Raw genomic sequence first — 23,530 nt, forward strand, 5'->3', positions numbered from 1 at the left:
CATTTCGGGCGGGGTCGGCGGTACGCTGACTGTTCGGCCTCGTGTGGGACTCCTGAGGCTGGCGGCACCTGTGAGTCGCCTCCCCGTCCTGGAGCGTCACGCGTAGTTGGGTCCTACTGAGTTCGGCGCAACCCTGGGCGACACGCATGCGCCCGTGCCCCCAACTGACCCTGGTGCGGATTGAGGTTGATCGGAGTTGAAACGATCTCCAGCCGCAGTTCGATCGACGCTGTGGCGTCATCTTCTTGTGCGCGAACTTGTGCACGGTTATATCTGACGAGCAGGCGCTCTCACATCTCTTCAGCATCCCACAATGAGACGCCAGCCTTACGTTTTAGAGCCTTACGAAAGTTGTCAGGGACTGGCAGCACGCCGGCGCTCGTCAGGTCGTCCACCGTGATGAGGTGCCCATCCAAAATCCCATCAAGTAACGACGCCTGCGAAGGCTCAAGCTCCACACAACGACCCAAAACATTCAATAGATCTAATAACTGAGTCGTCATATCCGCCGACCAGCACTCGGCATTAAGGCAATCGAGCGGCGAAGTCCTGAGACCTACCGGATTCTTTTTGCGGTACGCAAACCACTTCTCGACAATTCGTCTACCCGAGACTTTATACTCCCACACATTCACCGGCACTGGCGCGACGATTCCGTCCCCTACACGCACAGCCTCTGACTCTACCTCGTAACTAATAACGCCCGGCATGCGTTCTGAGGTGTCCGGTATGTCGACCAACACTATAGGCCTATTCTTACTCAACCGCGGCTTCTGCCGAGGACGCCCGGCTTCTTCATCAACGAAGCGCTCGCCGAAGCTATGCAACCAGATCAACTCTCGTCCGATCTCGACAGCCTGATTCCAGAGAGTAACATCTCGGGTAATCGGTATTCGCACACCCGGAGAACGCTTGAGATCCGCCTTAAATCTCTTCGTGTATGAAGGATTTGCAGCGACGGCCGCGCAGTAAGCGAGAAGATCTTCAGGAGTCAATCTTCCCCAACATACTGAGAAATCATATCAATGAGTCCCGGTGAAAAGTTCGCCGCAGTTCCGGAGGAATCTCGATACAGCGGATGCACTCGGCCACCATGATGACCGAGGAAATGATCCATGTCAGGAATTGCATCCGTGAGGAGTAGTGCGGGCCCTGACGTAAGCGGTTGCTTGTGCTGCTCAGTGACGTAGACCTGACGAGGCCCATAGGTGGACCATAAGCTAGGACTCGGAGCATGCATTAGACGAGAATCAGCGATGATCCACTGCCGATCGAATGCACGACGTGCCACCTCGACCAATTCAGGGCAAGCCCCAACTTCATCAATAAAAGGGGGCAGCCTGACCGTCGGATCCGAAAGCGCATTCTTCGGATGCAACAGATTAGCATCACGTGATTCTCTGAAGAGGAGCTTCTTTTCCTCTCGACCGGCATTAACGATACGAGTCCAACGCTCCGCCAACACCTCTTCGACAGGTGAGTAAATCCACGTCCTGTTTGGTTTCACACCGGGCGCGGACCATGGCATTAGGTCGAGAATTGTCGGAAGCTTCGACCAAATCGAATTCGTCAATGGCGCAAATGGAGCCCGCCAATCCGTCGGACATTCCCGCCACGTCGATCGACCAGGGCGCCCCGGCATCGAGCACACCGTCACATACGGACACCAACTCAGGATGAGCGCGACGCACCCGCCCGCGTAGCGGCTGCTGCGTGGCGTCACCTTGCACAGTGCGCCCAGGCGAGGCCGGCACGGCGTCGCAGGGCGCGGTAGAGCTCGTCGGTGGCCCAGACGACGACGGGCAGGGGTAGCAGGGTGAGCAGGACCCAGCCGGGGAGCGCGGCCGTGCCGAACACGTCCTGCAGGGGCGGGAGGTAGATCACGGCGGCGGTGAGGAGCAGCTCGAAGGCGATGCCGCCGAGTAGGAGGGGGTTGCTGGTCAGCCGGATGCGCCGCAGCGAGACGTGCTGGGTGCGGGCGGCGAAGGCGGTGCCTACCTGGCAGGCGACGATGGCGGCGAAGGTGGCGGTGGTGGCTTGGATGTAGGCGTGGTGTAGCGGTGTGCCGGATTGGGTGGGGGTGCCGGGGGTCCAGCCGGAGCCGGTGAGGACGAGCAGGAACACGGCCATGGTCAGGGCGGCGGAGACGAGTCCCATGAGGCCCCAGGCGCGCAGCAGCATGTCGCGGTTGATGACGTTCTGACCCCAGGGGCGGGGTGGGCGGGCCATCAGGCCGGGTTCGGCGGGTTCGCGGCCGAGGGCCAGCGCGGGCAGGGTCTCGGTGCCCAGGTCGATGGCGAGGATCTGCAGGACGGTGAGCGGCAGCGGGATCAGGCCGCCGGACAGGGCGAAGGCCAGGAAGGGCACGACCTCGGGGACGGCGTGGGCGAAGATGTAGAGGACGAACTTGCGGACGTTGTCGTAGACCCGCCGGCCTTCCTCGATGCCGGCGACGATGGTGGCGAAGTTGTCGTCGGTGAGGACCATGGTGGCCGCCTCGCGGGCGACCTCGGTGCCGGAGCGGCCCATGGCTACGCCGATGTCGGCGTGGCGGAGCGCCGGAGCGTCGTTGGCGCCGTCGCCGGTCATGGCCACGATGTGGTGCTGGCCTTCCAGGGCGTCGGCGATGCGGAGTTTGGCCTCGGGTGTGGCGCGCGCGAAGACGATCTCGTCGCCGCCGGTGAGCAGGGCGGTGAGCTCGGTGTCGGACAGTGCGTCGAGGGTGGTGCCGTCGATGATGCGGTTGGCGCGGATGCCGACGAGGCGAGCGATCTCGGTGGCGGTGCGGCCGTTGTCGCCGGTGACGATGTGGATCCGGATGCCGGAGGCGTGGCAGGCCGCGACGGCGTCCGGTACCTCCGGGCGGGGCGGGTCGAGCAGCCCGACAAGGCCGAGCAGGCGCAGCCCTGGTCCCTCGGCCTGGTCGCGGTCGGGTGCCGCCGGTTGGGTCCAGTCGCGGCGGGCGACGGCGAGCACGCGCAGCCCGTGGCCGGTCATCTCGTCGAGCGCGCCGGCCAGCGCCGTTCGCTGGTCGGGCGTCAGGTCGCAGCGGGGCAGCAACGCCTCGGGTGCCCCCTTGACGTGCACCCGGCGGGCGTGGGCGACCTGGTCGAGGGTGGCCATCGAGGCCCGGCGCGGGTCGAAAGCGAACAGCTCCAGCCGCTGCGTGTCGCGGGTGGTGGGGTCGAGACGTACTCCCGCCGCGGCGGCCATCTCGAGCAGGGCCAGCTCGGTCGGGTCGCCTCGGCGGGCGCCCAGGTCGGCGGTCGAGCAGCGGGCGACCGCCTCGGCCAGCTCGGGGCTCGGTTCGGCGAGCATGGCGCCGGACGGGCCGCGCACCTCGCGGGCGTGCATGACGCCCCTGGTGAGAGTGCCCGTCTTGTCGGTGCAGATCACGGTGGTCGAGCCGAGCGTCTCCACCGCCGACAGCCGCTTCACCAGGGCGCCCCGGCGGACCATCGCGCGGACCCCGACGGCCAGCGCGAGCGTGATCGTCGGCAGCAGCCCCTCCGGCACGTTCGCCACCAGCAGGCCGACCGCGAAGATCGCCGCCTCGGTCCAGGACAGCCCGGCCAGCACGCCCAGCGGGAGGAACGCGACTCCGACGCCGACCGCGACGGCGGCGATGAGGTAGGCGACCCGGCGGACCTGGCGTTCCAGCGGGCTGTCGCTGGGCGGGCGGCGTCCGGCCAGCGCGGCGATCCGGCCGATCTCGGTGTGCGCGCCGGTCGCGTGCACCACCGCCTCGGCCGATCCGCCCAGGCAGCCGGTGCCGCTGAACACCAGCACCGGCGAGTCCAGCACCCGGGGCGAGGTGTCCGTCGCGTCCGCGAGCCGGCGCACCGGTTCGGACTCTCCGGTCAGCGCCGAGGCGTCGATCTCCAGCGCCCCGGACAGCAGCCGGGCGTCGGCCGGCACTCGGTCGCCCTCGGCGAGCAGCAGCACGTCGCCCGGCACGATCTCGGCGGCGGCGACCGGTCGCACTACGCCGTCGCGGCGTACCCGTGAGCGCAGCGGGAGGTACCGGCCGAGCGCCTCGACGGCCTTGCCCGCCTGTCGTTCCTGCACGAACGCGAAGGCGGCGTTCACCACGACGACGGCGAGGATGGCCCATCCCAGGTGAGGTGTCCCGGCGACGAACGCCAACCCGCCCGCGCACACCAGCAACAGGGCCAGCGGGTGGGTGAGCTGCCGGGCCAGCTCGCGCGGCCAGGCGACGTCGCGGCGCGAGCGCAGCTCGTTCACCCCGTAGCGCTCCAGCCGCCGGGCCGCCTCCCGCTCCGACAGGCCCGACGTACGCGAGTCCAGGTCGCGCAGCAACCGGCCGACCGGCTCCCGAGGATCCCACCCGGCCTCGGCCGGTGCGTACCGTGTCGCGGTCACCACTGCACCCCCTCGCCTGGACAGGGTCCGGCCGGCGGGGCCGCGGTGACCATCCGCCAAAGCCCCCGGCCCGAGGGGTCGTCCGGCCCTTCTCCCGGCAGCCATGGACCCCTGTCCCGTGCCCGGCGCCTTCGCAAGGCTCGAACCGAGATCCGGGGCGACGGGTGGAGGCATTGGCTGTGGACGAGACCGGCGTACGCCTGGCGGGTGCCGGGGCGAGCCCATGGACGCTGCCCGCCACCGACGTGGCCACCGTCCTGGGGGTCGACCCCGAGCTGGGCCTGTCCGAGCCGGAGGCGGCGGCGCGGTTGCGCGCGGTCGGGCCGAACGACCTGCCTTCCGAGCCGCCGCGAAGCCTGCTCGGCTCGATCGGCGGTCAGCTGCGGGAGACGATGATCCTGGTGCTGCTCGGCGCGGCGGTGCTCACCGGCGCCATCGGCGATCTCGCCGACTGCGCGGTCATCCTGCTGGTCATCGCCGTGAACACCACTGTCGGCGTGGCGCAGGAACGTCGCGCCGTGAGCGCCATCGTGGCGCTGCGGGCGCTGACCACCCCAGTCGCCACGGTGATCCGCGACGGCGCGGCCCGGCGGCTGCCGACGACGGAGCTGGTGCCCGGCGACGTGGTGCGGGTCGCCGAAGGGGACGTGGTCGGCGCCGACGCCCGGCTGCTCACCGCCGAGCTACTGCAGGTCGACGAGGCGCTGCTGACCGGCGAGGCGCACCCGGTGGACCGCGACCCGTCCGCGACCCTCACGGACGAGACCGGGCTCGGTGACCGGGTGGGCATGCTGCACGCCGGCACGCTGGTGGTCCACGGCGGCGGCACCGCGGTGGTCACCGCCACCGGCCCGCGCACGGAGCTGGGTCGGATCGCCACCCTGCTGCACGAGCGCGCCGCCCCGACCACCCCGCTGCAACGCCGGCTGGCCAGGCTCGGGCGTCACCTCTGCGCGGCCGCGCTGCTCGGGTGCGCCGTCGTGGTGGCGCTCGGGCTGGCCCGGGGCGAGTCGTGGCAGCTGATGGCGGTGGCCGGGATCAGCCTGGCGGTCGCGGCGATCCCGGAGTCGCTGCCGGCGGTGGTCACGCTCGCCCTGGCGGCGGCCACCCGGCGGATGGCCGCCCAGGGCGCGATCGTCCGGTCGCTGCCGTCGGTGGAGACGCTGGGCTCGGTGACCGTGCTCGCCTCGGACAAGACGGGCACCCTCACCACCGGCGCCACCGCCTGCGTGGCGATCTGGACGCCGGCGACGGGAGAACGTCGGTTGAGGGGCGCCGGTGACGAGCCGGGGCTCGGGCTGCCCGACGGCGCCGGTCCACGCGCCCTGCTGGAGGCGGTGGCGCTGTGCAACGACGCGGCCCCCGGGTCGCGCGGCACCGAGGGGGCGCTGCTGGACGCGGCGCTCGCGGCGGGGATCGACGTCGCGGCGCTGCGCGGCCGGTTTCCCCGCACGCACGTGGTCCCGTTCGACTCGGTGCGACGGCGCATGCTCACCCGCCACGCGGCGGCCGCCGGCGAGCTGGAGATCGTCAAGGGCGCACCGGAGGTGGTGCTGGCCGACGCCGTCGGACCGGCGGCGGCCGCCGAGGAGGCGCGGCGAGTGGTCGAGGGCTGGACCTCGGACGGTGACCGGGTGCTCGCGGTCAGCGTCGGATCACCAGCGGGGCCGCCGGCGCGCCACCGGCTGCTCGGGCTGGTCGCACTCGCCGATCCGGTGCGCGAGGACGCCCGCGCGGCCGTGCTCACCGCGCGCGACGCCGGAATCCACACCGTCATGATCACCGGAGACCATCCGAGCACGGCGCACGCGGTGGCCAGGGCCACCGGAGTGGTCACCGACGGCGACCTGCCCGACGGTCGCCCCGACGGCCGGCGGCTGGTGTACGCGCGCACCGACCCCGCCGGCAAGCTCGACATCATCGCCGCCTGGCGCGACACCGGACATATCGTCGCCATGACCGGCGACGGGGTGAACGACGCACCCGCCCTGCGCGCCGCCGACGTCGGCGTGGCCATGGGACGGCGCGGCACCGAGGTGGCCAAACAAGCCGCCGACATCGTGCTCACCGACGACAGCCTGGCCACGATCGTCGCCGCGGTCGCCGAGGGCCGGCGGGTGTTCGACAACGTCCGCCGGTTCGTCCGCTACGGCCTCTCCGGCGGGCTCGCCGAGATGCTGGTCATGCTCGTCGGCCCGTTCCTCGGACTGCCGCTGCCGCTGCTGCCCGGGCAGATCCTGTGGGTCAACCTGGTCACCCACGGCCTGCCTGGGGTCGCGATCGGCTCCGAGGTCGCCGAACCCGACGTGCTGCGCCGCCCGCCCCGGCCGCCCGCCGAGGGCATCCTGACCCGCCGCACCGTCACCGACATCCTCGGGGTGGGCGTGCTGATCACCGCCGAATGCCTCGGCGTCGCGCTGTGGGCCGCCGTCGAACACCGGCACTGGCAGACCCTTCTGTTCGCCACGCTGGCCTTCACCCAGCTCGGAGTCGCGCTGACCACCCGCTCGGACCGCACCCCGTTCTGGCGAATGTCCCCCTCGGGCAACCCGTTCCTGTTCGCCGCCGTGGCCGCCAGCCTGGCCGCCACCCTCGCGGCCATCTACCTGCCCGGCCTTTCCGACCTGCTCGACACCCAGCCGCTCAGCGCCCCCGAGCTCGGCCTCGCCGTGCTGGCCGCCGCCGTACCCGCCGTGCTCATCGAGCTCGTCGAGCTGTTCCGCGCCCGCCGAGGTGACGGTCGGCCGCCCGAGATCAAGACCAGTCGCGAATAGCTACGCCATGGCGTCTCGAACGACCCATCGAAACCCAGCTCGTCCTTCGGATCGGCTGGCCGGCCACCGCAGCCGACGAACTCGCCTCGCCCGCCGGGGCGAGCTTCGTTCGGTGCTCCGGTTCGGTTAGCGGAGGCGCTCCTCGGTGGAAGCTAGGACTTGCTTCCGCCGACTGCGCGGCCGCTCCAGAGCGGTCCGACAACGCGCCATTCGTCCTCCCAGCGGGCTCGGTTGCGCGCGAGGGTGCACAGGCATACCAGCCACCAGATCGCCCGCAGTGCCACGGCGACCAGGATCAGCGTCACCCCACCGGTGACCAGCCCGGACACGAGCGCCTGGCCCGGTTCGAGCGGAGCCGCGACGAGATGGTGGTCGCGGTCCGCCCAGACGGTCACGGTGTCGCCGGCCCGCAGCCGCGCGCCCGTCGCCACCTCCCCGACCCGCGCTACCCCGTCGCTGCCCGTCCACCGCACCGGTACCCGTACCGAGGTGACGCCGCCTCGGCTCACGGGCGTGGTCAACGGGGGTGTGTCCTGTGCCAGGACCGCCGCCGCGGGCGTCCGTGACGCCGCTTCGGCACGGGCGCGCTCGAGCCGGTCGGCGTAGGTGGACAGGCCGATCATCACGGCGACGATCCCACCCACCAGCCCCAACGAGGCCAGAACCCAGGCCACCGCGTCCTCCACCCGGTCGGTCACCCGTCGGGGCATACGCTGCCCGGCGCGCCGTCGCTGGTAGCTCTGGTCGCTGGACATAACCGGTCACCTCCGCGGGAGGAGCCTGCCCGCGAGCAACAGCCGGTCTCGACGGGCGAAGGCCATCGAGGGTGGCGACCTTGGGCCGGGCCAATGGACACCGAGCGCCCGGCGACCGGGCCGTGCCGGGTGGGGCCCTTGGACCTTCCGTGGTGGTGCCGGCTGCCCTAGGCCACACCCAGCCCCGCGGCCAGGCTGGGTGAGGAGCCTCGGACAAGACCTGGCGGTGGGAGGAGACCGGAGCGATGACACAGGCAGCGATGGCACAGACGACGTTCGAGCGCCGGCCGGTCGTGGTGGGCGTGGACGACTCGGACTCCGCGCGCGACGCCGCGTTGTGGGCCGCCGACCTGGCCGCGCTGTGGGAGGCGCCGCTGTGCCTGACCCACGTGGTCAACCGGGCAGGCACCGTGCCGGCTCCGAAGAGCCCGCCGTGGCTGCGGGAGATGGGAGCGGCCGCCGAGCGCGCCGGCGCGGCCACGACGACCACTCAGGTCCGCTGTGGCGCACCGATCGACCAACTGCTGGACCTGTCCCGCCGGGCGCGGCTGCTGGCGCTGGGCAGCTACGGCGACCACGGATGGTCGGGGATGCTCGCCGGGGCCACGGCGCTGCCGCTGGTCGCCGACTGCGCCTGCCCGCTGGTCGTGGTGCGTGGCCAGTCCCCGGGCGTGCCACCGCCGCGCGGCGGGCCGGTCGTGGTCGGCGTGGACGACACCGCCGCCGGGGCCAAGGCCGTGGAGTTCGCCGCGCACCTGGCGAGCCTCAGCGAACACCGGCAGCTGGTCGCCGTGCACACCTGGTCGGAGCTGGTTCGCGACCTCGCCGGCCATGCCCACCGGCTCGATGCCGACCCGAGCGAGTTGGGCCGGCGCGGCGCGGAGGTCCTGGAGCGGCGGCTGCGGCCGGTGCTGAGCCAACACCCCGAGCTGCGGGTCGAACGCCACGTCCTGCCGGACACGCCGCTGCGCGCCCTGCTCGACCACGCGACCCGGGCGTGGCTGCTGGTGGTGGGCCAACGGCGGAGCTCATCCGAGGACGAGCCACCGCTCGGGTCCACCAGTCGCGGCCTGATCGGGTTCGCCCCCTGCCCGGTCGCGGTCATCCCGCCGGCGCCCGCGGCGGCCGAGGCGCTCGACACCGGCCAGATGCACGAGGAGCTGCGGCGATGACGGTTCGGGTGGGGGACGTGATGACCGCCCCGGTGCTCACCACCACGCCCCGGACCGAGGCGGCGGATGCCGCGCTGGTGATCGGGCTGCGCGAGATCACCGCGCTGCCGGTGCTGGACGACGGCCGGCTGGTGGGGATGTTCACCGAGGCGGACCTGCTGCGCTGTCAGCGCGCGGCCGGCCGGTCGGACCTGCTCGTCGAGGACGTGATGGTCCCGGTCGCGCTGGTCACGACCCCGGGCTGCGACCCCGCCGAGCTGGCCCAGGTCATGCGCCGTCGACAGGTCTGGACCGTCCCGGTGCTGGAGAACGGACGGCTGGTCGGGATCATCACCGGCAACGACCTGCGCGCCCGGTCTGATCACCCGCGGGTGGGCACGAACAGGATTGCGTTCGGCCAGTAGTGCAGCGCGCTGTTCGCGACCAGCCCCACCCCGCCGTCGCGGTGGCCAACAGGCATGCCGAGCACAATCAGCGCGGCCGGGTCGAACACCCCGGACCCCTGGCTGACCAGTTCGTGCGGCCAGGCGCGTTCCAGCCGCCGCACGACCGCGAGACCGGGCACCTGGGCCGCCACCCGCCGCGCGGCGGCATCGAGCAGCCACCGGCCCCGGGCAACCGCCGCGGCCAGGCCCACGCTGCGCTCGGCGAACGAGGGCGGTACCCCGTGGGCGAGCACCAGGCCGGTGCCGAGGTGGGCGGCGGCATCGGCCGCGGCGGCCAGCACCTCGGCGTCCTTCGGGAGATCACCGACCGCGGCGGTCACCCCGACGGGTCTCGGTTGGGGGGCGTGCGGTGCCGACGGGCGCAGCAGCAGGATCTCGTGTCCGGCCAGGTCGGCCACGGCCTGGGGCAGGCCGCTGGGCGCGCCGTGGGGTGGGCGGGTCGTGGTCTGCCGGAACATCGGCTGGCCGCCGTGGCGGCGACACAAGTTCAAGGCCCACTCAGGTGGGATGGGATCGGAGAGCAACACGACCACCCTGCGCCGGATGGGTCGATCACGGTCCGGCGCGGCGGGGTGAGCCGTGACGACGGCTGGGTGCCGGCTCATGGCCGCGGCCGACCGGCGCTGTCCTCAGCAGCGTCGAGCCCCGGGCCGGTCAAGGTGGCGGCGATCCCGCGCGCCCAGGCCCGGATCGACGCCCAGTCCCGGTAGTCGCCGCTCAGCTCGGCGCTGCCGGCCACCCACCGGGTCAGCGGCCCGACGGCGTGCGGGCGGTCGAGGCGCCCACCGAAGGTCACCGGTGGCTCGGAGTCGATCCGGTCGGCGAGCCGGCGCACCGCGTACGGCACCGGCGTGCCCGCCGCCTCGACGCGCGAGCCACGCGAGCCGCACGGGCCGCTCTGGAACAGCCACACCGGCGCGCCCCGCAGCTCCACGACGTGCCGGCGCAGGTAACGCAGCGCGTCGCGGCGCCACCGGCGCAGGTAGAGGGCGCTGCCGAGGACCACTGTCCGGTAGCCGGCGGGGTCGGGGGCCTCGGCGGCCGGGCAGACGTCGACCGACAGGCCCGCCACCCTCAGCTCGCCGGCGATCACATCCGCGATCTCCTGGGTCGAGCCCATCTTGGTCGCGAACACCACCAGCACGTCAGGCATGGTCGGCTCACCTCCTCCGGAGTCCATGGTCGAGGCCGGGGCCGCAGCCCCAGCAGGGCCGAACGTCCTGGCATCGGGTGGCGGAGGTCGTCGCTCCGCCTGCCCGTCTGTCCGAGGTAGTCGGGCACTTGTCCCGTATGCCCCCCGCGCACACGAGGGCAGCCTGAGCTCGCGGACCGGGCACCGACAGGCGCCCGGACGGAACAGGGAGAACCCGATGAACCAGTCACACATCGTGGTGGGCGTGGACGGATCCGATCCGTCGTTGGTCGCGCTGCGCTACGCGCTCTCGGAGGCCACCCGCCGGGACGCGAGGTTGACCGTGGTGACCGCATATGACCCACCGGAGTACTGGTCGGTCGCCTACGGGGCAACGATGCCGGTCACCTCACGCGAGATCGAAAACAGCGTTCGCGTGCGCACCCAGCGGATCCTCGACGACGAGCTGGCCGCGATCCCCTCGCCGCCCGCCGTGGAGCTGATCGTCACCGGTGGCTCGGCCAGCGTGGCGTTGATCGACGCCGCGCGCGAGGCGGACCTGCTGGTGGTGGGCCATCGCGGCCGGGGCGGGGTGCGCAGCGTGGTGCTCGGCTCGGTCGGGCTTCAGTGCGTGCTGAACGCCCCCTGCGCGGTCACGGTCGTGCGGCCACCGCGCGAACAGCCGAACGTCGACACGGCCCGCGAGCCGGCCGCCGCGAGCAGAGGGTAGCCGTCGGTCAGGCCAGTGGCGCCGTCCAGAGCAGTCGGGTGCCGCCGTCGTCGTGGCCTTCGACCGCGAAGGTGCCGCCGGCCTGCTCGGCGCGTTGGTGGAGGTTGCGCAGTCCGCTGCGGGCCACGGTGTCGGGGATGCCCACTCCGTTGTCGGTGACGTCGATGACAAGGTCGTCGTCGACGGAGACGGTGAGGGTCAGCTCGCCGGCGTGGGCGTGGCGGACCGCGTTGCTGACCGCCTCGCGGACCACTGCCTCGGCGTGCTCGGCCAGCGCGGCGGGCACCACGTCGAGCGGCCCGGACATCCGCACCGTGGTGCGCAGCGGAATGTCCTCGGTCAGCTCGCTGATCACCTCGTGCAGGGTGGCGCGCAGCCGGGTCGCCTCGCCCGGACCGGTCTGCAGGTTGAAGATCGCGCCGCGGATCTCCTGGATGACCTCGTGGAGCTGGTCGATGTGGTCGGTGATCCGGGCGGCCACCACCGGTGACCTGGCGCGGCGGTGGGTGCCCTGCATGGCCAGCCCGACCGCGAAGAGCCGTTGGATCACGTGGTCGTGCAGGTCACGGGCGATCCGGTCGCGGTCGGCCAGCACCTCGAGCTCGCGGCGGGCGGACTGGTTCTCGGCGTGGCTCAGCGCCAGCGCGGCCTGGTCGGCGAACGAGGACACGATCTGCAGGTCCTGCTCGTCGAAGACGGGGGCGTCCTGGTCTCGGATGGTCAGCAGCACCCCGGCGATCGACTCACCGGCTCCCAGGGGCAGCACCAGCGCCGGCCCGAACCCCACGCCGAGCCCTTCGGCGAGGTTGAACCCCAGGTGGGGAACGTTGCGAGGGACCTGGTCGGTGAACACCGCACCCGAGGTGGACACGGCCACTGGGATCCGGCGCCCGGTGATGCGGTCCGAGTCGAGCCCGGCCCCCACCGCCACCAACAGCTCGGACACCTCCGAGGGCGCGGCCTCGGGGTCCTCCGGCAGCGCGATCACCGTGTAGTCCGCACCGGTCAGCTCGCGCGCGCGGCTCGCGATCAGCCGCAGCACGTCGGTCGGCTCGCCGCCTCCGAGTAGCTGCGCGGTGACTTCGCCGGCGGCCTCCAGCCAGCGCTGGCGCCGGCGGCTGTCCTGGTAGAGCCGGGCGTTGTCCACCGCGATGCCCGCGGCGCCGGCCAAGGCCTGCACCACCAGCTCGTCGTCCTCGGTAAACGGCTGGCCGCCGTCCTTCTCGGTCAGGTACAACCGCCCGAACACCTCGCCACGCGCCCTGATCGGCACACCCAGGAAGGTCCGCATCGGCGGGTGGTTCGCCGGGAACCCCGCCGACATCGGATGCGCGGACAGGTCGTCGAGCCGCAGCGGCTTGGCGTCCCCGATCACCACACCAAGCACGCCCCGGCCGGTCGGGAGATCACCGATCAGCTCCCGGATCGCGTCGTCGATGCCCAGGTAGATGAACCGGGCGAGCTTCCCGTCCGGGCCGAGCACCCCGAGAGCTCCGTAGCGGGCGTCGACCAGGTTCCTGGCCGCGGCCACGATCTGGCGCAACGTCTCATCCAGGTCCAGCCCGGACGACACGGCAAGCACCGCCTCGAGCAGGCTGTCGAGTTGGTCACGGGTGTCGACGATCTGCCCGATCCGCTCCTGGACCTCGACGAGCAGCGCCCGCAGCCGCAGCCGCGACAGCGTCTGGCTCACGGCCGCGACGTCCACCGTTCCCGGGTCGGCATGCGGGCGGGCGGGGCTGTCACCAGTGCTCACGGGACGAGCCTGGCACGAAACGGCGGTCCGGTCATCCCCCACATCACCCGGGACGTTGAGCTGACGAACCGGGACGTTCGGCCCTGTGACCACGGGCTCTGGCGGCCGCACTGTAGGGAGGACGCATCGTTTCGCCTCGGGCAGCGGTGGAGGGGAGAAAGGGAGCAGCCTCAGATGGATATCACGCTGAATCCGGTGGGCAGCCTGTCCGCCGAGCAGGCCCGCGGGGCACTGGCGGCGGCGACGGCGGCGCCGTCGTTGCACAACAGCCAGCCGTGGCGGTTCCGATGCACGGCCTCGACGTTCGAGCTGCACGCGGACCTGTCCCGGGCCATGCCGGTCGCGGATCCCGACCATCGTGAGTTGCTCCTCGCCTGCGGAGCGGCGCTGCTCAATCTGACGGTGGCCATCCGAGCGCAGGGGGTCTACCCCGACGTGCGGCTGTTGCCCAGCCCCGACCGGCCCTGGCTGCTGGCCACGGTGCGCCCGCAGGGCACCCGGCGGGCGACCCCGGTCGAACGCCGGCTCGATGACGCGATCCGCCGCCGGCGCACCAACCGCCGCCCGTTCCTCGACGGTGTGATCACCGAACCGGTGCGTACCGAGCTGCGGCGCGCCGCCGAGGCCGAACGGTCCTGGCTGGCCCCGGTCTCCCCCACCGGTCTCGCCCGACTGCGCGACCTGGTCTCCCGCGCCCACGACATCCAGCAACAGGACCCCGCGTTCCGCGCCGAATGGGTCTGGTGGACCGCGCGCGAAGACGACGCCCATGATGGCGTGCCACGCCGCAGCGCCGGACCGTTGCCCGAGCCGCAGGACCGCTGGGTGCTGCGCGACTTCAGCGCCGGGCAGGCCCGCCCCCGGGTCAACGGCAAGGACTTCGAAGCGGACCCGCTGATCGCTGTCGTCGGCTCCTTCCACGACCTGCCGCTGGCTCGGCTGCAGGCCGGGCAGGCCATGCAGCGGGTGCTGCTCACCGCCACCCTCAACGGGCTGTCCGCGTCGTTCCTGTCCCAGGTCGTCGAGGTCCCCGAGACCCGCAAGCAGTTGCGCGAGCTGATCGGCGGTGGCCTGTGGCCACAGGCGGTGCTGCGAATCGGCTACGGCTCCCCGGTGCCCCGCACGCCGCGCCGACCGATCCAGGACGTCGTCGAAGTGAGCGCCGAGCCGAACCCGGCCTCGCCGGTCGGATAGCCGCCGAGGTGGCCACCGCCGGGGTCAGGACGAGCGGGGGCGGCGTTGGTCACGCAGCTCGGTGGCGAGCACGGCGACCTGGGTGCGTCGTTCCATGCCGAGCTTGCCGAGCAGCCGGGACACGTAGTTCTTGACGGTCTTCTCCGCCAGGTACATCCGCTGCGCGATCTGCCGGTTGGTCAGTCCCTCGCCGATCAGCTCCAGCAGCGTGCGCTCGCGTTCGGTCAACCCGGACAGCGGACCGGGCTCCTCGACGCTGGCGCGCAGCCGGGCCATCAGCGCGGCGGCCGCCCGATTGTCCAGCAACGAGCGGCCCGAGCCGACCGTGCGGACCGCAGAGACCAGCTCCATGCCCCTGATGTCCTTGATCACGTAACCGCCGGCGCCGGCGAGGATGGCGTCCATCATGGCCTGCTCGTCGGTGAACGAGGTCAGCATCAGGCAGTTCAGCTCGGGCATCTTGGAGCGCAGCTCGCGGCACAGCTCCACGCCGTTGCCGTCGGGCAGCCGCACGTCCAGCACCACCACGTCCGGGCGCAGCGCCGGGATGCGGGCCAGCGCCTCGGACACCGAGGACGCCTGCCCGATCACCGTCAGGTCCGCTTCGGCGTCGAGCAGGTCGGCCACGCCGCGACGAACCACCTCGTGATCGTCGACGAGGAAGACGTTGAGCACTTCTCGACACCCCTTCCGGGCGGGACTTTGGGCTCAGGGTACGACCCGCCGGAGCGAGGGAGGCGATGCCGAACGACGGTGATCGGAAGGACCAAAGTCACCGACGGAAGATCCGGGTCGGGTGTCGTCCCGCCTCGGGACTTCGGACCCTGCCCACGCGGCCTGCACCCCGACGAACCTTGCTGGCGACATGCCGACTCTTCGCGGGAGTGTGCTGATGAGCGCGTTGGACCTGGCTCGCTGGCAGTTCGGTATCACCACCGTCTACCACTTCCTATTCGTGCCGCTGACCATCGGCCTGTCGATGCTGGTGGCGATCATGCAAACCGCGTGGGTGCGCACCGGACAGGAGCGCTACCTGCGGATGACCAAGTTCTGGGGCAAGCTGTTCCTGATCAACTTCGCGATGGGAGTGGCCACCGGGATCGTGCAGGAGTTCCAGTTCGGCATGAACTGGAGCGACTACTCCCGGTTCGTGGGCGACATCTTCGGCGCCCCGCTGGCCATCGAGGGGCTGCTGGCGTTCTTCCTGGAGTCCACCTTCCTCGGTTTGTGGATCTTCGGGTGGGACCGGCTGTCGAAGCGGGTGCACCTGGCCACCATCTGGCTCGCCTCGATCGGCACCATGCTCTCGGCCTACTTCATCCTGGCCGCGAACTCGTGGATGCAGCACCCGGTCGGCACCGTCGTCAACGACTCGGCGAACCGCGCCGAGCTGAAGGACTTCGGCGCGGTGCTGACCAACTCGACGCTGCTGGTGACCTTCCCGCACACGATCTTCGCCAGCTTCGCCACCGCGGCGGCGTTCGTCGTCGGGATCAGCGCCTGGCAGCTGTGGCGCCACCGCTCGTCCGGGGACGGCCAGCGGGAGGTGTTCCGGCCGTCGATGCGGCTCGGGCTGGTGACGCTGCTGGTCGCGAGCCTGGGCGTGGTGGCCAGCGGCGACCTTCAAGCGCGGGTGATGACCGAGCAGCAGCCGATGAAGATGGCTGCCGCCGAGGCGCTCTACGACACCGTCGCGCCGGCGTCGTTCTCGCTGTTCACCGTCGGGTCGCTGGACGGCTCCCGCGAGGTCTTCAGCGTCCGGGTGCCCCGGGTGCTCTCGTTCATGGCCACCGGCTCGTTCGACGGCGCCGTGCGGGGGGTCAACGACGTGCAGCGCGCCGAGCAGGCCGCGTACGGTCCGGGTGACTACCGGCCCAACATCCCGATCACCTACTGGACGTTCCGGATCATGGTCGGGCTCGGGTTCCTGCTCGGGCTGTTGTCGCTGGTCGGGCTGTGGCTGTTCCGGCGGGGCCGTACCCCGACGGGGCGGTGGTTCTACGGGTGCGCGGTGGCCGCGATCGCGGCGCCGTTCCTGGCCAACAGCGTGGCCTGGACGTTCACCGAGATGGGCCGCCAGCCCTGGGCGGTGTACGGGATGCTGCGCACCGCCGACGGGGTCTCCCCCACCGTGTCCGCCGGGTCGGTGCTCACCTCGCTGGTCGTGTTCACCGTGCTCTACGGGGTGCTCGCGGTCGTCGACGCCGTGCTGATGGTGCGCTACGCCCGCGCCGGCGCCCCACCCGCCGCGCCGGGCGACGCCGATGCCGAGCCCGAGCAGGCCCGCCCGCCCGTGTTCGCCTACTGACCGCCCTCGAGAACCTGGAGACCCCGCCGTGGCGCTCACCGACATCTGGTTCCTGCTCATCGCCGTGCTGTGGACCGGCTACTTCGTGCTGGAAGGGTTCGACTTCGGCGTCGGCATGCTGCTCGGCGTCCTCGGCCGCGACAACGCCGACCGCCGGGTGCTGCTCAACGCGATCGGCCCGGTCTGGGACGGCAACGAGGTGTGGCTGTTGGTCGCCGGCGGCGCCACGTTCGCGGCCTTCCCGGCCTGGTACGCCAGCCTGTTCTCCGGGTTCTACCTCGCGCTGCTGCTCATCCTGGTGGCGCTGATCCTGCGGGTGGTCGCGCTGGAGTTCCGAAGCAAGATCGACAGCGAGCGCTGGCGGCGGAACTGGGACCGGGTCATCATCGGCAGCTCGGCACTGCCCGCGCTGCTGTGGGGGGTGGCGTTCGGCAACATCGTGGGCGGCGTCCCCCTCGACGCCGCCCACCACTACACCGGCACCTTCTTCACGCTGCTCAATCCGTACGCGCTGCTCGGCGGGCTGGCCACCCTCACGGTGTTCGCGCTGCACGGCTGCCGGTTCGCCGCGCTGAAGACCACCGGCCCGGTTCGCGAGCGCGCCACCCGTGTGGGCTGGCAGCTCAGCGGCCTGGCCGTGGCGTGCGCCGGCGGATTCCTGCTGTGGACGCAACTCTCACTGGGGCATGGCTGGACGGTCATCGCCGCGGCGGTGGCCGCGCTCGCGCTGCTCGGCGGGATCGTGGCCGCGATGGCCGGCCGGGAAGGCTGGGCGTTCGCCCTCACCGCGGCGGCCATCGCCGCGTTCACCGCCACGCTGTTCGGCGCGCTCTACCCGAACGTGCTGCCGTCGGCCACCGACCCGGCGAACAGCCTGACCGTCACCAACGCCGCGTCCACCCCGTACACGCTGACGATCATGACCTGGGTGGCCGTGGTGTTCACCCCGGTGGTGCTGGCCTACCAGGCGTGGACCTACTGGGTGTTCCGGCGCCGGATCGGACGGGCCGGGTTCGCCGGCACGACCGGGCTGTCGTCGCCACCCCCGCCCCGGGCCGGGCTGTGAGGCCGGTCGACCCGCGCCTGCTGCGCCACGCCGGCGCCGCCCGGCGCTACATCCTGGTGGCGGCCGGCATCGGTGTGCTCTCGGCGGTGCTGGTCATCGCCCAGGCCGACCTGCTCGCCACCGTCATCGCCGACGCGTTCCCCGGCCACGCCGGGCTGGGCGCGCTGGCCGGGTTGTTCGGGTTGCTGGTCGCGGTGGTGGCGGGCCGGGCCGGGTTGGCCTGGATGTCGGAGAGCGCGGCACACCGGGCCTCGGCGTCGGTGCTCGCGCAGCTGCGCGCCACGCTGGTCGACCACGTGCTGCGCGGCTCGCCCCGCGGCGGCGGCCGTTCCCCGGCCGAGCTGGCCACCCTGGCCACCACCGGCGTCGACGGGCTGGACGGCTACTTCTCCCGCTACCTGCCGCAGCTGCTGCTCGCCTCCGTGGTCCCCGCCGCGGTCGGTGCCCGGATCCTGGCCGCGGACTGGGGCGCGGCGGTGATCGTGGCCGCGACCGTGCCGCTGATCCCGCTGTTCATGATCCTCATCGGGCTCTACACCCGCCGCAACGTCCGCCGCCAGTGGCGCACCCTGTCCGTGCTCGCGCACCATTTCGTCGACCTGGTCGCGGGGATGGCGGTGCTCACCGCGTTCGGCCGCGCACGCGCCCAGGCGGCCACGATCCGTCAGATCACCGAGCGCTACCGGGGCCAGACCATGCGCACGCTGCGGGTGGCGTTCCTGTCCGCGCTGGTGCTCGAACTGGTGGCCACACTGTCGGTGGCGCTGGTCGCGGTGTCGGTCGGGCTGCGGCTGGTCTCCGGGAGCCTGGACCTGCGCACCGCGCTGTTGGTGCTCATCCTCGCCCCGGAGGTGTACCTGCCGCTGCGCGCGGTCGGAGCCCGCTTCCACGACAGCGCCCAGGGCCTGGCCGCCGCCGAGGACATCTTCGCCGTGCTCGACGCGGACACCGACCACGGCGGCCGGGCGCCGGCGCCCGACCCGTCCCGGGCGCCGCTGCGGGTCGAGAACGTCACAGTGCATGGCCGCAACGGACCGATCCTCGACCAACTCACCCTCGACATCGCCCCCGGGCAGGTGATTGGGCTGGTCGGCCCCAGCGGCGCCGGCAAGTCCACACTGCTCGACCTGCTACTGGGCTTCCGCCGCCCCGACCACGGGACGGTCAGCGCCGGCGGCATCGACCTCACCGACATCGACCGGCGCGGGTGGCTCGACCGCATCGCCTGGGTGCCCCAGCATCCCCGGCTGGTCGCCGGCACGGTCGGCGACAACCTGCGGCTCGCCCGCCCCGACGCAACCCCCTACCAACTGCGCGCGGCCGCCGGCAAGGCCGCGCTGGACGTGCCGCTCGAACACCCGGTGGGCGAGCTCGGCGCCGGCCTGTCCACCGGCCAGCAGCGGCGGGTCGCCCTGGCCCGCGCGCTGCTCGCCGACCGGCCGCTGCTGCTGCTCGACGAACCCACCGAAGGCGTGGACGCCGACACCGAACGCGCCATCCTCGCGGCGCTCCCCACCGCCCTGGCCGGCCGCACCGCCGTGATCGCCACCCACCGCCCCGCCCTGCTCGCGCTCTGCGACCAGGTCGTGGCGCTGCCCGGCACCACCGCGTCCGCTCCGCCCACCCCGTCCGCCGCCGCATCCACCGGCCCGAGCGCGGCGATCGCCCCAACCCCGCCGTCCCGACAGGTCCACGAGCCCGCCGCCGGCCAGGCCGGCGCCGCGGTGGGCTGGCGTTGGCTGGCCGAGGTCGTACGGCCGTATCAGGCACGGCTGGCGGTGGCGGCCGTTGCGGGCGCGTGTGCGCTGGGCGCCGGGGTCGCCCTCACCGCGACCTCGGCCTGGCTCATCTCGACCGCGGCGCTGCACCCCCCGGTGCTCAGCCTCATGGTGGCCATCGTCGCGGTGCGCGCATTCGGGCTGGGCAAGGGCGTGCTGCGCTACACCGAGCGGCTGGCCTCGCACGACGTGGCGCTGCGGGTGCTGGCCGACCTGCGGGTCCGGATCTGGCAGGCGCTGGTACGGCTCGGCCCGGCCGCCACCGCCCGGCTACGCCGGGGCGACCTGCTCGCCCGGCTGGTGTCCGATGTGGACGCCCAGCAGGACGTGCTGGTCCGCGGTGTGATCCCGGCCGGCGCGGCCGCCCTGGTCGGCGCCGGCACCGCCGCCGGCATCGGCACGCTGCTGCCGAGCGCCGGCCTGGCGGTCCTGATCGGGCTCCTGGTGGCGGGGGTGGCGGCGCCGGCGGTGTCCGTACTGGCTGGCCGCGCGGCCGAACGGCACACCGGTCAGCTGCGCGCCGAGGTCACCGCCGCCACCGTCGAGCTGCTCACGGCCGCACCGGACCTGGTCTCTTTCGGCGCCGCCGAGGACCGCCGCCGAGCCCTGGCCGGCCGCGACGGGCAGGTCACCCGAGCCCTGCGCACCAGCGCGCTGGCCCGCGGCGCCGGCGTTGCGCTGGCCACGGCGGCCGTCGGGGCCACCAGCCTGGCCTGCACCGCGCTCGGGATCGGCGCCCTGGGCGGCGGACTCGACCCCACACTGCTGGCCGTGCTCGCGCTCACCCCGCTGGCCACCGCCGAACTGGTCACCGGCCTGCCCGAGGCCGCGCAACGCCTGCTCGGCGCCGGCCACGCGGCGCGGCGGCTGGCCGAGCTGGACCGGATGCCCGCCACCTGTGCCGAACCCGCCACGCCCGAGCCCACCCCGGCCCTGGACACCCTGCGCGCCGACCGCCTGGCCGTCCGCTGGCCCAATGCACCCGCCGACGCGGTCCGCGACGTCAGCCTCACCCTCTCCCCCGGCCGACGGCTGGCGTTGACCGGGCCGTCCGGGGCGGGCAAGTCGACCGTGCTCGCGGCCCTGATGCGCACCCTGGACCTCTCCGCCGGCGCCGTCTACGCCGACGACATCGACACCCGCCGCTGCGCCTCGGACGACGTACGCACCCGCATCGGCTGGTGCGGCCCGCACACCCACCTCTTCGACAGCACGCTGCGGGAGAACCTCCGCCTGGCCCGCCCCTCGGCCAGCGACACCGACCTCGTGCACGAGCTGCGGCGCGTCCAGCTCGGGGCGTGGTTCGACGCCCTCCCCGACGGCCTCGACACCCACCTCGGCGCACACGGCACCACCGTCTCCGGCGGCGAACGCCAGCGCCTCGGCCTCGCCAGAACACTGCTCGCGGACCGCCCTGTACTGCTGCTCGACGAGCCCACCGCCCACCTCGACCAGCCCACCGCCACCGCGCTGGCCCACGAGCTGCTCGCCCACACCGCCGGCCGGGCCGCACTCATCGTCACCCACCGCCCGAACGAGCTGCCCGGCCTGCCCGCTGTGGCGCTCTCCGTTCAGCCGGCAGCAGCCGGGGCCAGCGTGTGAACGCTCTTCGGGCATGGCCAGCCAGGTGTCCTACCGCCCGCCGAACTCCCTGCTGGCCATCGCCGCCTTGCTGGGTATCCGCGGGCCTTTGGCGAACGGCGACCGCCCGTCTCCTCGAGCTCGGGCAACCGCCAGGCCAGCGTGTCCGCCCGCGGATCAGCTTGGACACCGTAGTGACTATGTTTCGCCGGACCTCATTACGTCGGCAAATCCGTTCATCTTCACGAGAGCATCGTCTTGAGACCATTCGCCTTCTGATAGCTCCTCCACGCCGTATAACACCGCTTGGCCAGCTCCAGCGCATCCTCTTCGCCACCGTCCTGATCCGTCTTCCATTTGATCACGACGTCAGCAGATTCATCATCCCGCTTGGTGACACCGTCAACCCAAGCCGTTACCCACTCAGATCTTCTACGAACGCTGTGCTTTGACGTGTTTGCGATTCCCTCGCAGATACGCAGGTCCGGATCAGCCAGAACAGAGTCCGTGACCTGTTTCGTCGTCAAGGAATTGGTCGGATCGGACCCGATGTAATCGGCGACGTGGAAGCAGCACTCGAAGAAGGTCTTGACGTCCCGCTTCACCTGCCGAGTAGTGCCGCTTGAGTATCTTCAGCCGCGCACGCGTTTCGTGCCACTGCTGTTGCCATGCGTTGCCCTGACCGTACTCCATAACTATGCCACGATCGTTGAGAGTGAGTGCCTGTCCACCTTCAAACCCGACCCGCACTGTTACGCTCGTGCTTCCACAGTCCGGACATGGGCCTCGAAGATCGTCGTCTATCTCTTCGCCACACACGGTGCATATCTTGACGTTGTAGTCCACGATCAAAGATTCTACTCGACCCCATTCGAGCAGATATAACAATCCCAATGGAAAGCGCCCTGATGTTGTGGCACTGGGATGGACCCTGGTGCAGTCTGGCTAGGGACTGTCGGCCAGTGGGTAGGGACGGACGGCCCTGTCTGGCACGCCGGTGCGGGGCGCATTCTGTCGGATGCACCGGTGTTCCCTGCGCATCGTCGCTGGACGGAGGCCAATCTCATGACCGTCGACTACCCCAGGCTCGCGGCACCGCCAGAGACGCTCGATGACGACCCTCGGTTGGCCGAGCTGATGTCGCGGCGGTTGGTGGGCATCACCTCGGACACCGCCATGCGGGTCGCGTTGGGGCTGCTCGCCGACATGGGCGTCCGACACCTGCCGGTGTTCGCCGGTCGGCGGTGCGTGGGCCTGCTCTTCGAGCACGACATCATCCGGTGCCTGGTCGGGGGAGCGTCGGGTGGTGCGGACGCGGCCGGTGAGATGTGCCGGCGAGTTCCCGTTCTGCGCCCCACCGACCGGCGGTCCACGGCCGTGGACCGGATGGCTGGCGGTGGGGTGGACGCGGTGCTGGTCGCCGAGGGGCACCGGCTGGTCGGCCTGGTCACCGCGTCCGACGTCATCCGCTCACTGGGCACAGCCCAGATGGTCGCCCCAGAGGCCTGAGCAGCGACCGGACCGGCCGGCCTTGTCAGGTCTGGATCGGCGGCTCTGGGTGGGCGGCCCGCAGTTGGGCATCCGGCGGTGGGTACAGGATCGAGAATCGGTCGTCGTCGAGCCAGTGGACCCGGTACGGCGGGGTGCCGTCGGGATGGAGTAGCCCCACGATCTGGCCCCGGCGCGGATGTGGTGATCCCGAGGCTGGTGGCAGCGTCAGCCAGTCCCCGACGTGTGCCTGCATCATGACGGTTCCCTCCGGTCGGGCTGGGCGTGCCGGGCGGAGTCGAGCAGCAGCCGGCGTTCGGCGGCCGCGATCTCGACGCGCACGCTGTCCACCACGTCGGGGTCGACGGAGATCGAGGTGATCCCGGCGGCGACCAGGTGGTCGACGAACCCGGGCCGGGTGGACGGGGCCTGGCCGCACAGCGAGGACGTGATGCCGAGCCGGCGGGCGGTGGTGATGATGTCGGTGACGGCGGCGAGCACGGCGGGGTCGGTCTCGTCGTAGACCTCGGCGCAGCGGTCGGAGTCGCGGTCCACGCCGAGCAGCAGTTGGGTGAGGTCGTTGGTGCCGATGGACACCCCGTCGATGCCCAGGCCGACGTACCCGGGCAGCCAGTGCAGCACCGAGGGCACCTCGGCCATGATCCAGCGGTGCAGGCCGCGGTGGCGGCCCAGCGGGCTGGCGTCGACCAGCTCCAGGCAGGCCTCCAGCTCCCAGCGGGTGCGCACGAACGGGATCATCAGGTGCAGGTTCGGGCACCGCTCTCGGACCTCGGCCAGTGCGCGCAGCTCGATGGCGAACACCTCGGGTTCGTGCAGGTACCGGTAGGCACCCCGGTAGCCGATCATCGGGTTGCGCTCGACGGGCTCGAGCTCCTCGCCTCCGCGTAGGCCGCGGAACTCGTTGCTGCGCAGGTCGGTGGTGCGGTAGATGACCGGGCGGGGGGCG

At 71.8% G+C, this 23,530-nt stretch carries 20 protein-coding genes; 9 read left to right on the plus strand and 11 right to left on the minus strand.

Going from position 1 to position 23,530, the window contains the following annotated elements; translation table 11 throughout:
* Positions 1–290: 290 nt before the first annotated feature.
* The 3 genes from N912_RS66645 to N912_RS0141685 all read right to left on the minus strand — a co-directional run bounded on the left by N912_RS66645 (position 291) and on the right by N912_RS0141685 (position 4,386).
* On the minus strand, positions 291–995 hold the full coding sequence (locus N912_RS66645; protein ID WP_156994343.1) for a type ISP restriction/modification enzyme: 705 nt from the start codon (positions 993–995) through the stop codon (positions 291–293).
* Positions 992–1,642: a type ISP restriction/modification enzyme gene (locus N912_RS67150; RefSeq protein WP_425415379.1), complete on the minus strand. Its 651-nt coding sequence runs from the start codon at positions 1,640–1,642 to the stop codon at positions 992–994. Before N912_RS67150 ends, N912_RS66645 begins: the two co-directional genes overlap by 4 nt.
* A gap of 77 nt (positions 1,643–1,719) precedes the next feature.
* On the minus strand, positions 1,720–4,386 hold the full coding sequence (locus N912_RS0141685; RefSeq protein ID WP_028927108.1) for a cation-translocating P-type ATPase: 2,667 nt from the start codon (positions 4,384–4,386) through the stop codon (positions 1,720–1,722).
* A 176-nt stretch (positions 4,387–4,562) separates the two neighbouring features.
* Between N912_RS0141685 and N912_RS57975 the strand changes: the two genes are divergently transcribed.
* Entirely contained in the window at positions 4,563–7,157 is a 2,595-nt protein-coding gene (locus N912_RS57975) for a cation-translocating P-type ATPase (RefSeq protein WP_245645816.1), read from the plus strand.
* 152 nt (positions 7,158–7,309) lie between these two features.
* Here the strand turns inward: N912_RS57975 and N912_RS0141695 are convergent, their stop codons facing one another.
* Positions 7,310–7,912, minus strand: a complete 603-nt coding sequence (locus N912_RS0141695) for an Rv1733c family protein (RefSeq protein WP_028927109.1) — start codon at positions 7,910–7,912, stop codon at positions 7,310–7,312.
* Between the two features lie 245 nt (positions 7,913–8,157).
* Here N912_RS0141695 and N912_RS0141700 point away from each other — a divergent pair, with 245 nt between their 5' ends.
* Positions 8,158–9,084: a universal stress protein gene (locus tag N912_RS0141700; RefSeq protein ID WP_084211738.1), complete on the plus strand. Its 927-nt coding sequence runs from the start codon at positions 8,158–8,160 to the stop codon at positions 9,082–9,084.
* Positions 9,081–9,488: a CBS domain-containing protein gene (locus N912_RS57980; RefSeq protein ID WP_051581528.1), complete on the plus strand. Its 408-nt coding sequence runs from the start codon at positions 9,081–9,083 to the stop codon at positions 9,486–9,488. The genes N912_RS0141700 and N912_RS57980 overlap by 4 nt, the downstream gene beginning before the upstream one ends.
* Here N912_RS57980 and N912_RS0141710 read toward each other — a convergent pair.
* Together N912_RS0141710 and N912_RS0141715 are read right to left on the minus strand one after the other, a co-directional pair.
* A complete protein-coding gene (locus tag N912_RS0141710; RefSeq protein ID WP_028927111.1) occupies positions 9,446–9,988 on the minus strand; it encodes a hypothetical protein in 543 nt (180 codons plus the stop codon). The genes N912_RS57980 and N912_RS0141710 overlap by 43 nt on opposite strands.
* A 143-nt stretch (positions 9,989–10,131) precedes the next feature.
* Positions 10,132–10,683 (minus strand): flavodoxin domain-containing protein, encoded by a 552-nt coding sequence (locus N912_RS0141715; RefSeq protein WP_028927112.1) that lies wholly within the window; start codon positions 10,681–10,683, stop codon positions 10,132–10,134.
* 217 nt (positions 10,684–10,900) lie between these two features.
* Here N912_RS0141715 and N912_RS57985 point away from each other — a divergent pair, with 217 nt between their 5' ends.
* Entirely contained in the window at positions 10,901–11,392 is a 492-nt protein-coding gene (locus tag N912_RS57985; protein WP_051581529.1) for a universal stress protein, read from the plus strand.
* A 7-nt stretch (positions 11,393–11,399) separates the two neighbouring features.
* Here the strand turns inward: N912_RS57985 and N912_RS0141725 are convergent, their stop codons facing one another.
* Positions 11,400–13,100: a sensor histidine kinase gene (locus tag N912_RS0141725; protein WP_245645823.1), complete on the minus strand. Its 1,701-nt coding sequence runs from the start codon at positions 13,098–13,100 to the stop codon at positions 11,400–11,402.
* Between the two features lie 222 nt (positions 13,101–13,322).
* On the opposite strand from N912_RS0141725, the gene N912_RS0141730 reads away from it, so the two are divergent.
* Positions 13,323–14,342 carry an Acg family FMN-binding oxidoreductase gene (locus N912_RS0141730; RefSeq protein ID WP_028927114.1) on the plus strand — a complete coding sequence of 340 codons (1,020 nt, stop codon included), beginning with the start codon at positions 13,323–13,325 and terminating at the stop codon, positions 14,340–14,342.
* Positions 14,343–14,366: 24 nt separating this feature from the next.
* On the opposite strand, the gene N912_RS0141735 is transcribed toward N912_RS0141730, so the two are convergent.
* Positions 14,367–15,017: a response regulator transcription factor gene (locus N912_RS0141735; RefSeq protein WP_028927115.1), complete on the minus strand. Its 651-nt coding sequence runs from the start codon at positions 15,015–15,017 to the stop codon at positions 14,367–14,369.
* Positions 15,018–15,234: 217 nt separating this feature from the next.
* Between N912_RS0141735 and N912_RS0141740 the strand changes: the two genes are divergently transcribed.
* The 3 genes from N912_RS0141740 to cydD are packed head-to-tail and all read left to right on the plus strand — an operon-like array spanning position 15,235 to position 21,096.
* Positions 15,235–16,650, plus strand: coding sequence for a cytochrome ubiquinol oxidase subunit I (locus tag N912_RS0141740; protein ID WP_028927116.1), 1,416 nt, complete (start codon positions 15,235–15,237; stop codon positions 16,648–16,650).
* A gap of 28 nt (positions 16,651–16,678) precedes the next feature.
* Positions 16,679–17,716 (plus strand): cytochrome d ubiquinol oxidase subunit II, encoded by a 1,038-nt coding sequence (cydB, locus tag N912_RS57990; RefSeq protein ID WP_051581530.1) that lies wholly within the window; start codon positions 16,679–16,681, stop codon positions 17,714–17,716.
* Entirely contained in the window at positions 17,713–21,096 is a 3,384-nt protein-coding gene (cydD, locus tag N912_RS0141750) for a thiol reductant ABC exporter subunit CydD (RefSeq protein WP_028927117.1), read from the plus strand. Before cydB ends, cydD begins: the two co-directional genes overlap by 4 nt.
* Positions 21,097–21,317: 221 nt before the next feature.
* Here the strand turns inward: cydD and N912_RS64155 are convergent, their stop codons facing one another.
* Positions 21,318–21,680 carry a hypothetical protein gene (locus N912_RS64155; protein WP_156994344.1) on the minus strand — a complete coding sequence of 121 codons (363 nt, stop codon included), beginning with the start codon at positions 21,678–21,680 and terminating at the stop codon, positions 21,318–21,320.
* Positions 21,681–22,140: 460 nt separating this feature from the next.
* Between N912_RS64155 and N912_RS0141755 the strand changes: the two genes are divergently transcribed.
* Positions 22,141–22,584 (plus strand): CBS domain-containing protein, encoded by a 444-nt coding sequence (locus tag N912_RS0141755; RefSeq protein WP_028927118.1) that lies wholly within the window; start codon positions 22,141–22,143, stop codon positions 22,582–22,584.
* A gap of 25 nt (positions 22,585–22,609) precedes the next feature.
* On the opposite strand, the gene N912_RS62850 is transcribed toward N912_RS0141755, so the two are convergent.
* Together N912_RS62850 and N912_RS0141760 are read right to left on the minus strand one after the other, a co-directional pair.
* On the minus strand, positions 22,610–22,822 hold the full coding sequence (locus tag N912_RS62850) for a DUF1918 domain-containing protein (RefSeq protein ID WP_084211744.1): 213 nt from the start codon (positions 22,820–22,822) through the stop codon (positions 22,610–22,612).
* On the minus strand, positions 22,819–23,530 hold a 712-nt coding region (locus N912_RS0141760; RefSeq protein ID WP_028927119.1), incomplete at its 5' end, for a putative PEP-binding protein. The genes N912_RS62850 and N912_RS0141760, both read right to left, overlap by 4 nt.

The sequence above is a fragment of the Actinospineispora acaciae DSM 45401 genome, from assembly GCF_000620785.1.
GTDB classification, from domain to species: domain Bacteria; phylum Actinomycetota; class Actinomycetes; order Mycobacteriales; family Pseudonocardiaceae; genus Pseudonocardia; species Pseudonocardia acaciae.

Excerpts from the sequence above, each read along its gene's own strand:
- N912_RS67150 (WP_425415379.1), bottom strand. The coding sequence starts at position 1,642 with ATGCCGGGGCGCCCTGGTCGATCGACGTGGCGGGAATGTCCGACGGAT.
- N912_RS0141695 (WP_028927109.1), bottom strand. The coding sequence starts at position 7,912 with ATGTCCAGCGACCAGAGCTACCAGCGACGGCGCGCCGGGCAGCGTATG.
- N912_RS0141700 (WP_084211738.1), top strand. The coding sequence starts at position 8,158 with ATGACACAGGCAGCGATGGCACAGACGACGTTCGAGCGCCGGCCGGTC.
- N912_RS57980 (WP_051581528.1), top strand. The coding sequence starts at position 9,081 with ATGACGGTTCGGGTGGGGGACGTGATGACCGCCCCGGTGCTCACCACC.
- N912_RS0141710 (WP_028927111.1), bottom strand. The coding sequence starts at position 9,988 with ATGTTCCGGCAGACCACGACCCGCCCACCCCACGGCGCGCCCAGCGGC.
- N912_RS0141715 (WP_028927112.1), bottom strand. The coding sequence starts at position 10,683 with ATGCCTGACGTGCTGGTGGTGTTCGCGACCAAGATGGGCTCGACCCAG.
- N912_RS57985 (WP_051581529.1), top strand. The coding sequence starts at position 10,901 with ATGAACCAGTCACACATCGTGGTGGGCGTGGACGGATCCGATCCGTCG.
- N912_RS0141730 (WP_028927114.1), top strand. The coding sequence starts at position 13,323 with ATGGATATCACGCTGAATCCGGTGGGCAGCCTGTCCGCCGAGCAGGCC.
- N912_RS0141740 (WP_028927116.1), top strand. The coding sequence starts at position 15,235 with ATGAGCGCGTTGGACCTGGCTCGCTGGCAGTTCGGTATCACCACCGTC.
- N912_RS0141755 (WP_028927118.1), top strand. The coding sequence starts at position 22,141 with ATGACCGTCGACTACCCCAGGCTCGCGGCACCGCCAGAGACGCTCGAT.
- N912_RS62850 (WP_084211744.1), bottom strand. The coding sequence starts at position 22,822 with ATGATGCAGGCACACGTCGGGGACTGGCTGACGCTGCCACCAGCCTCG.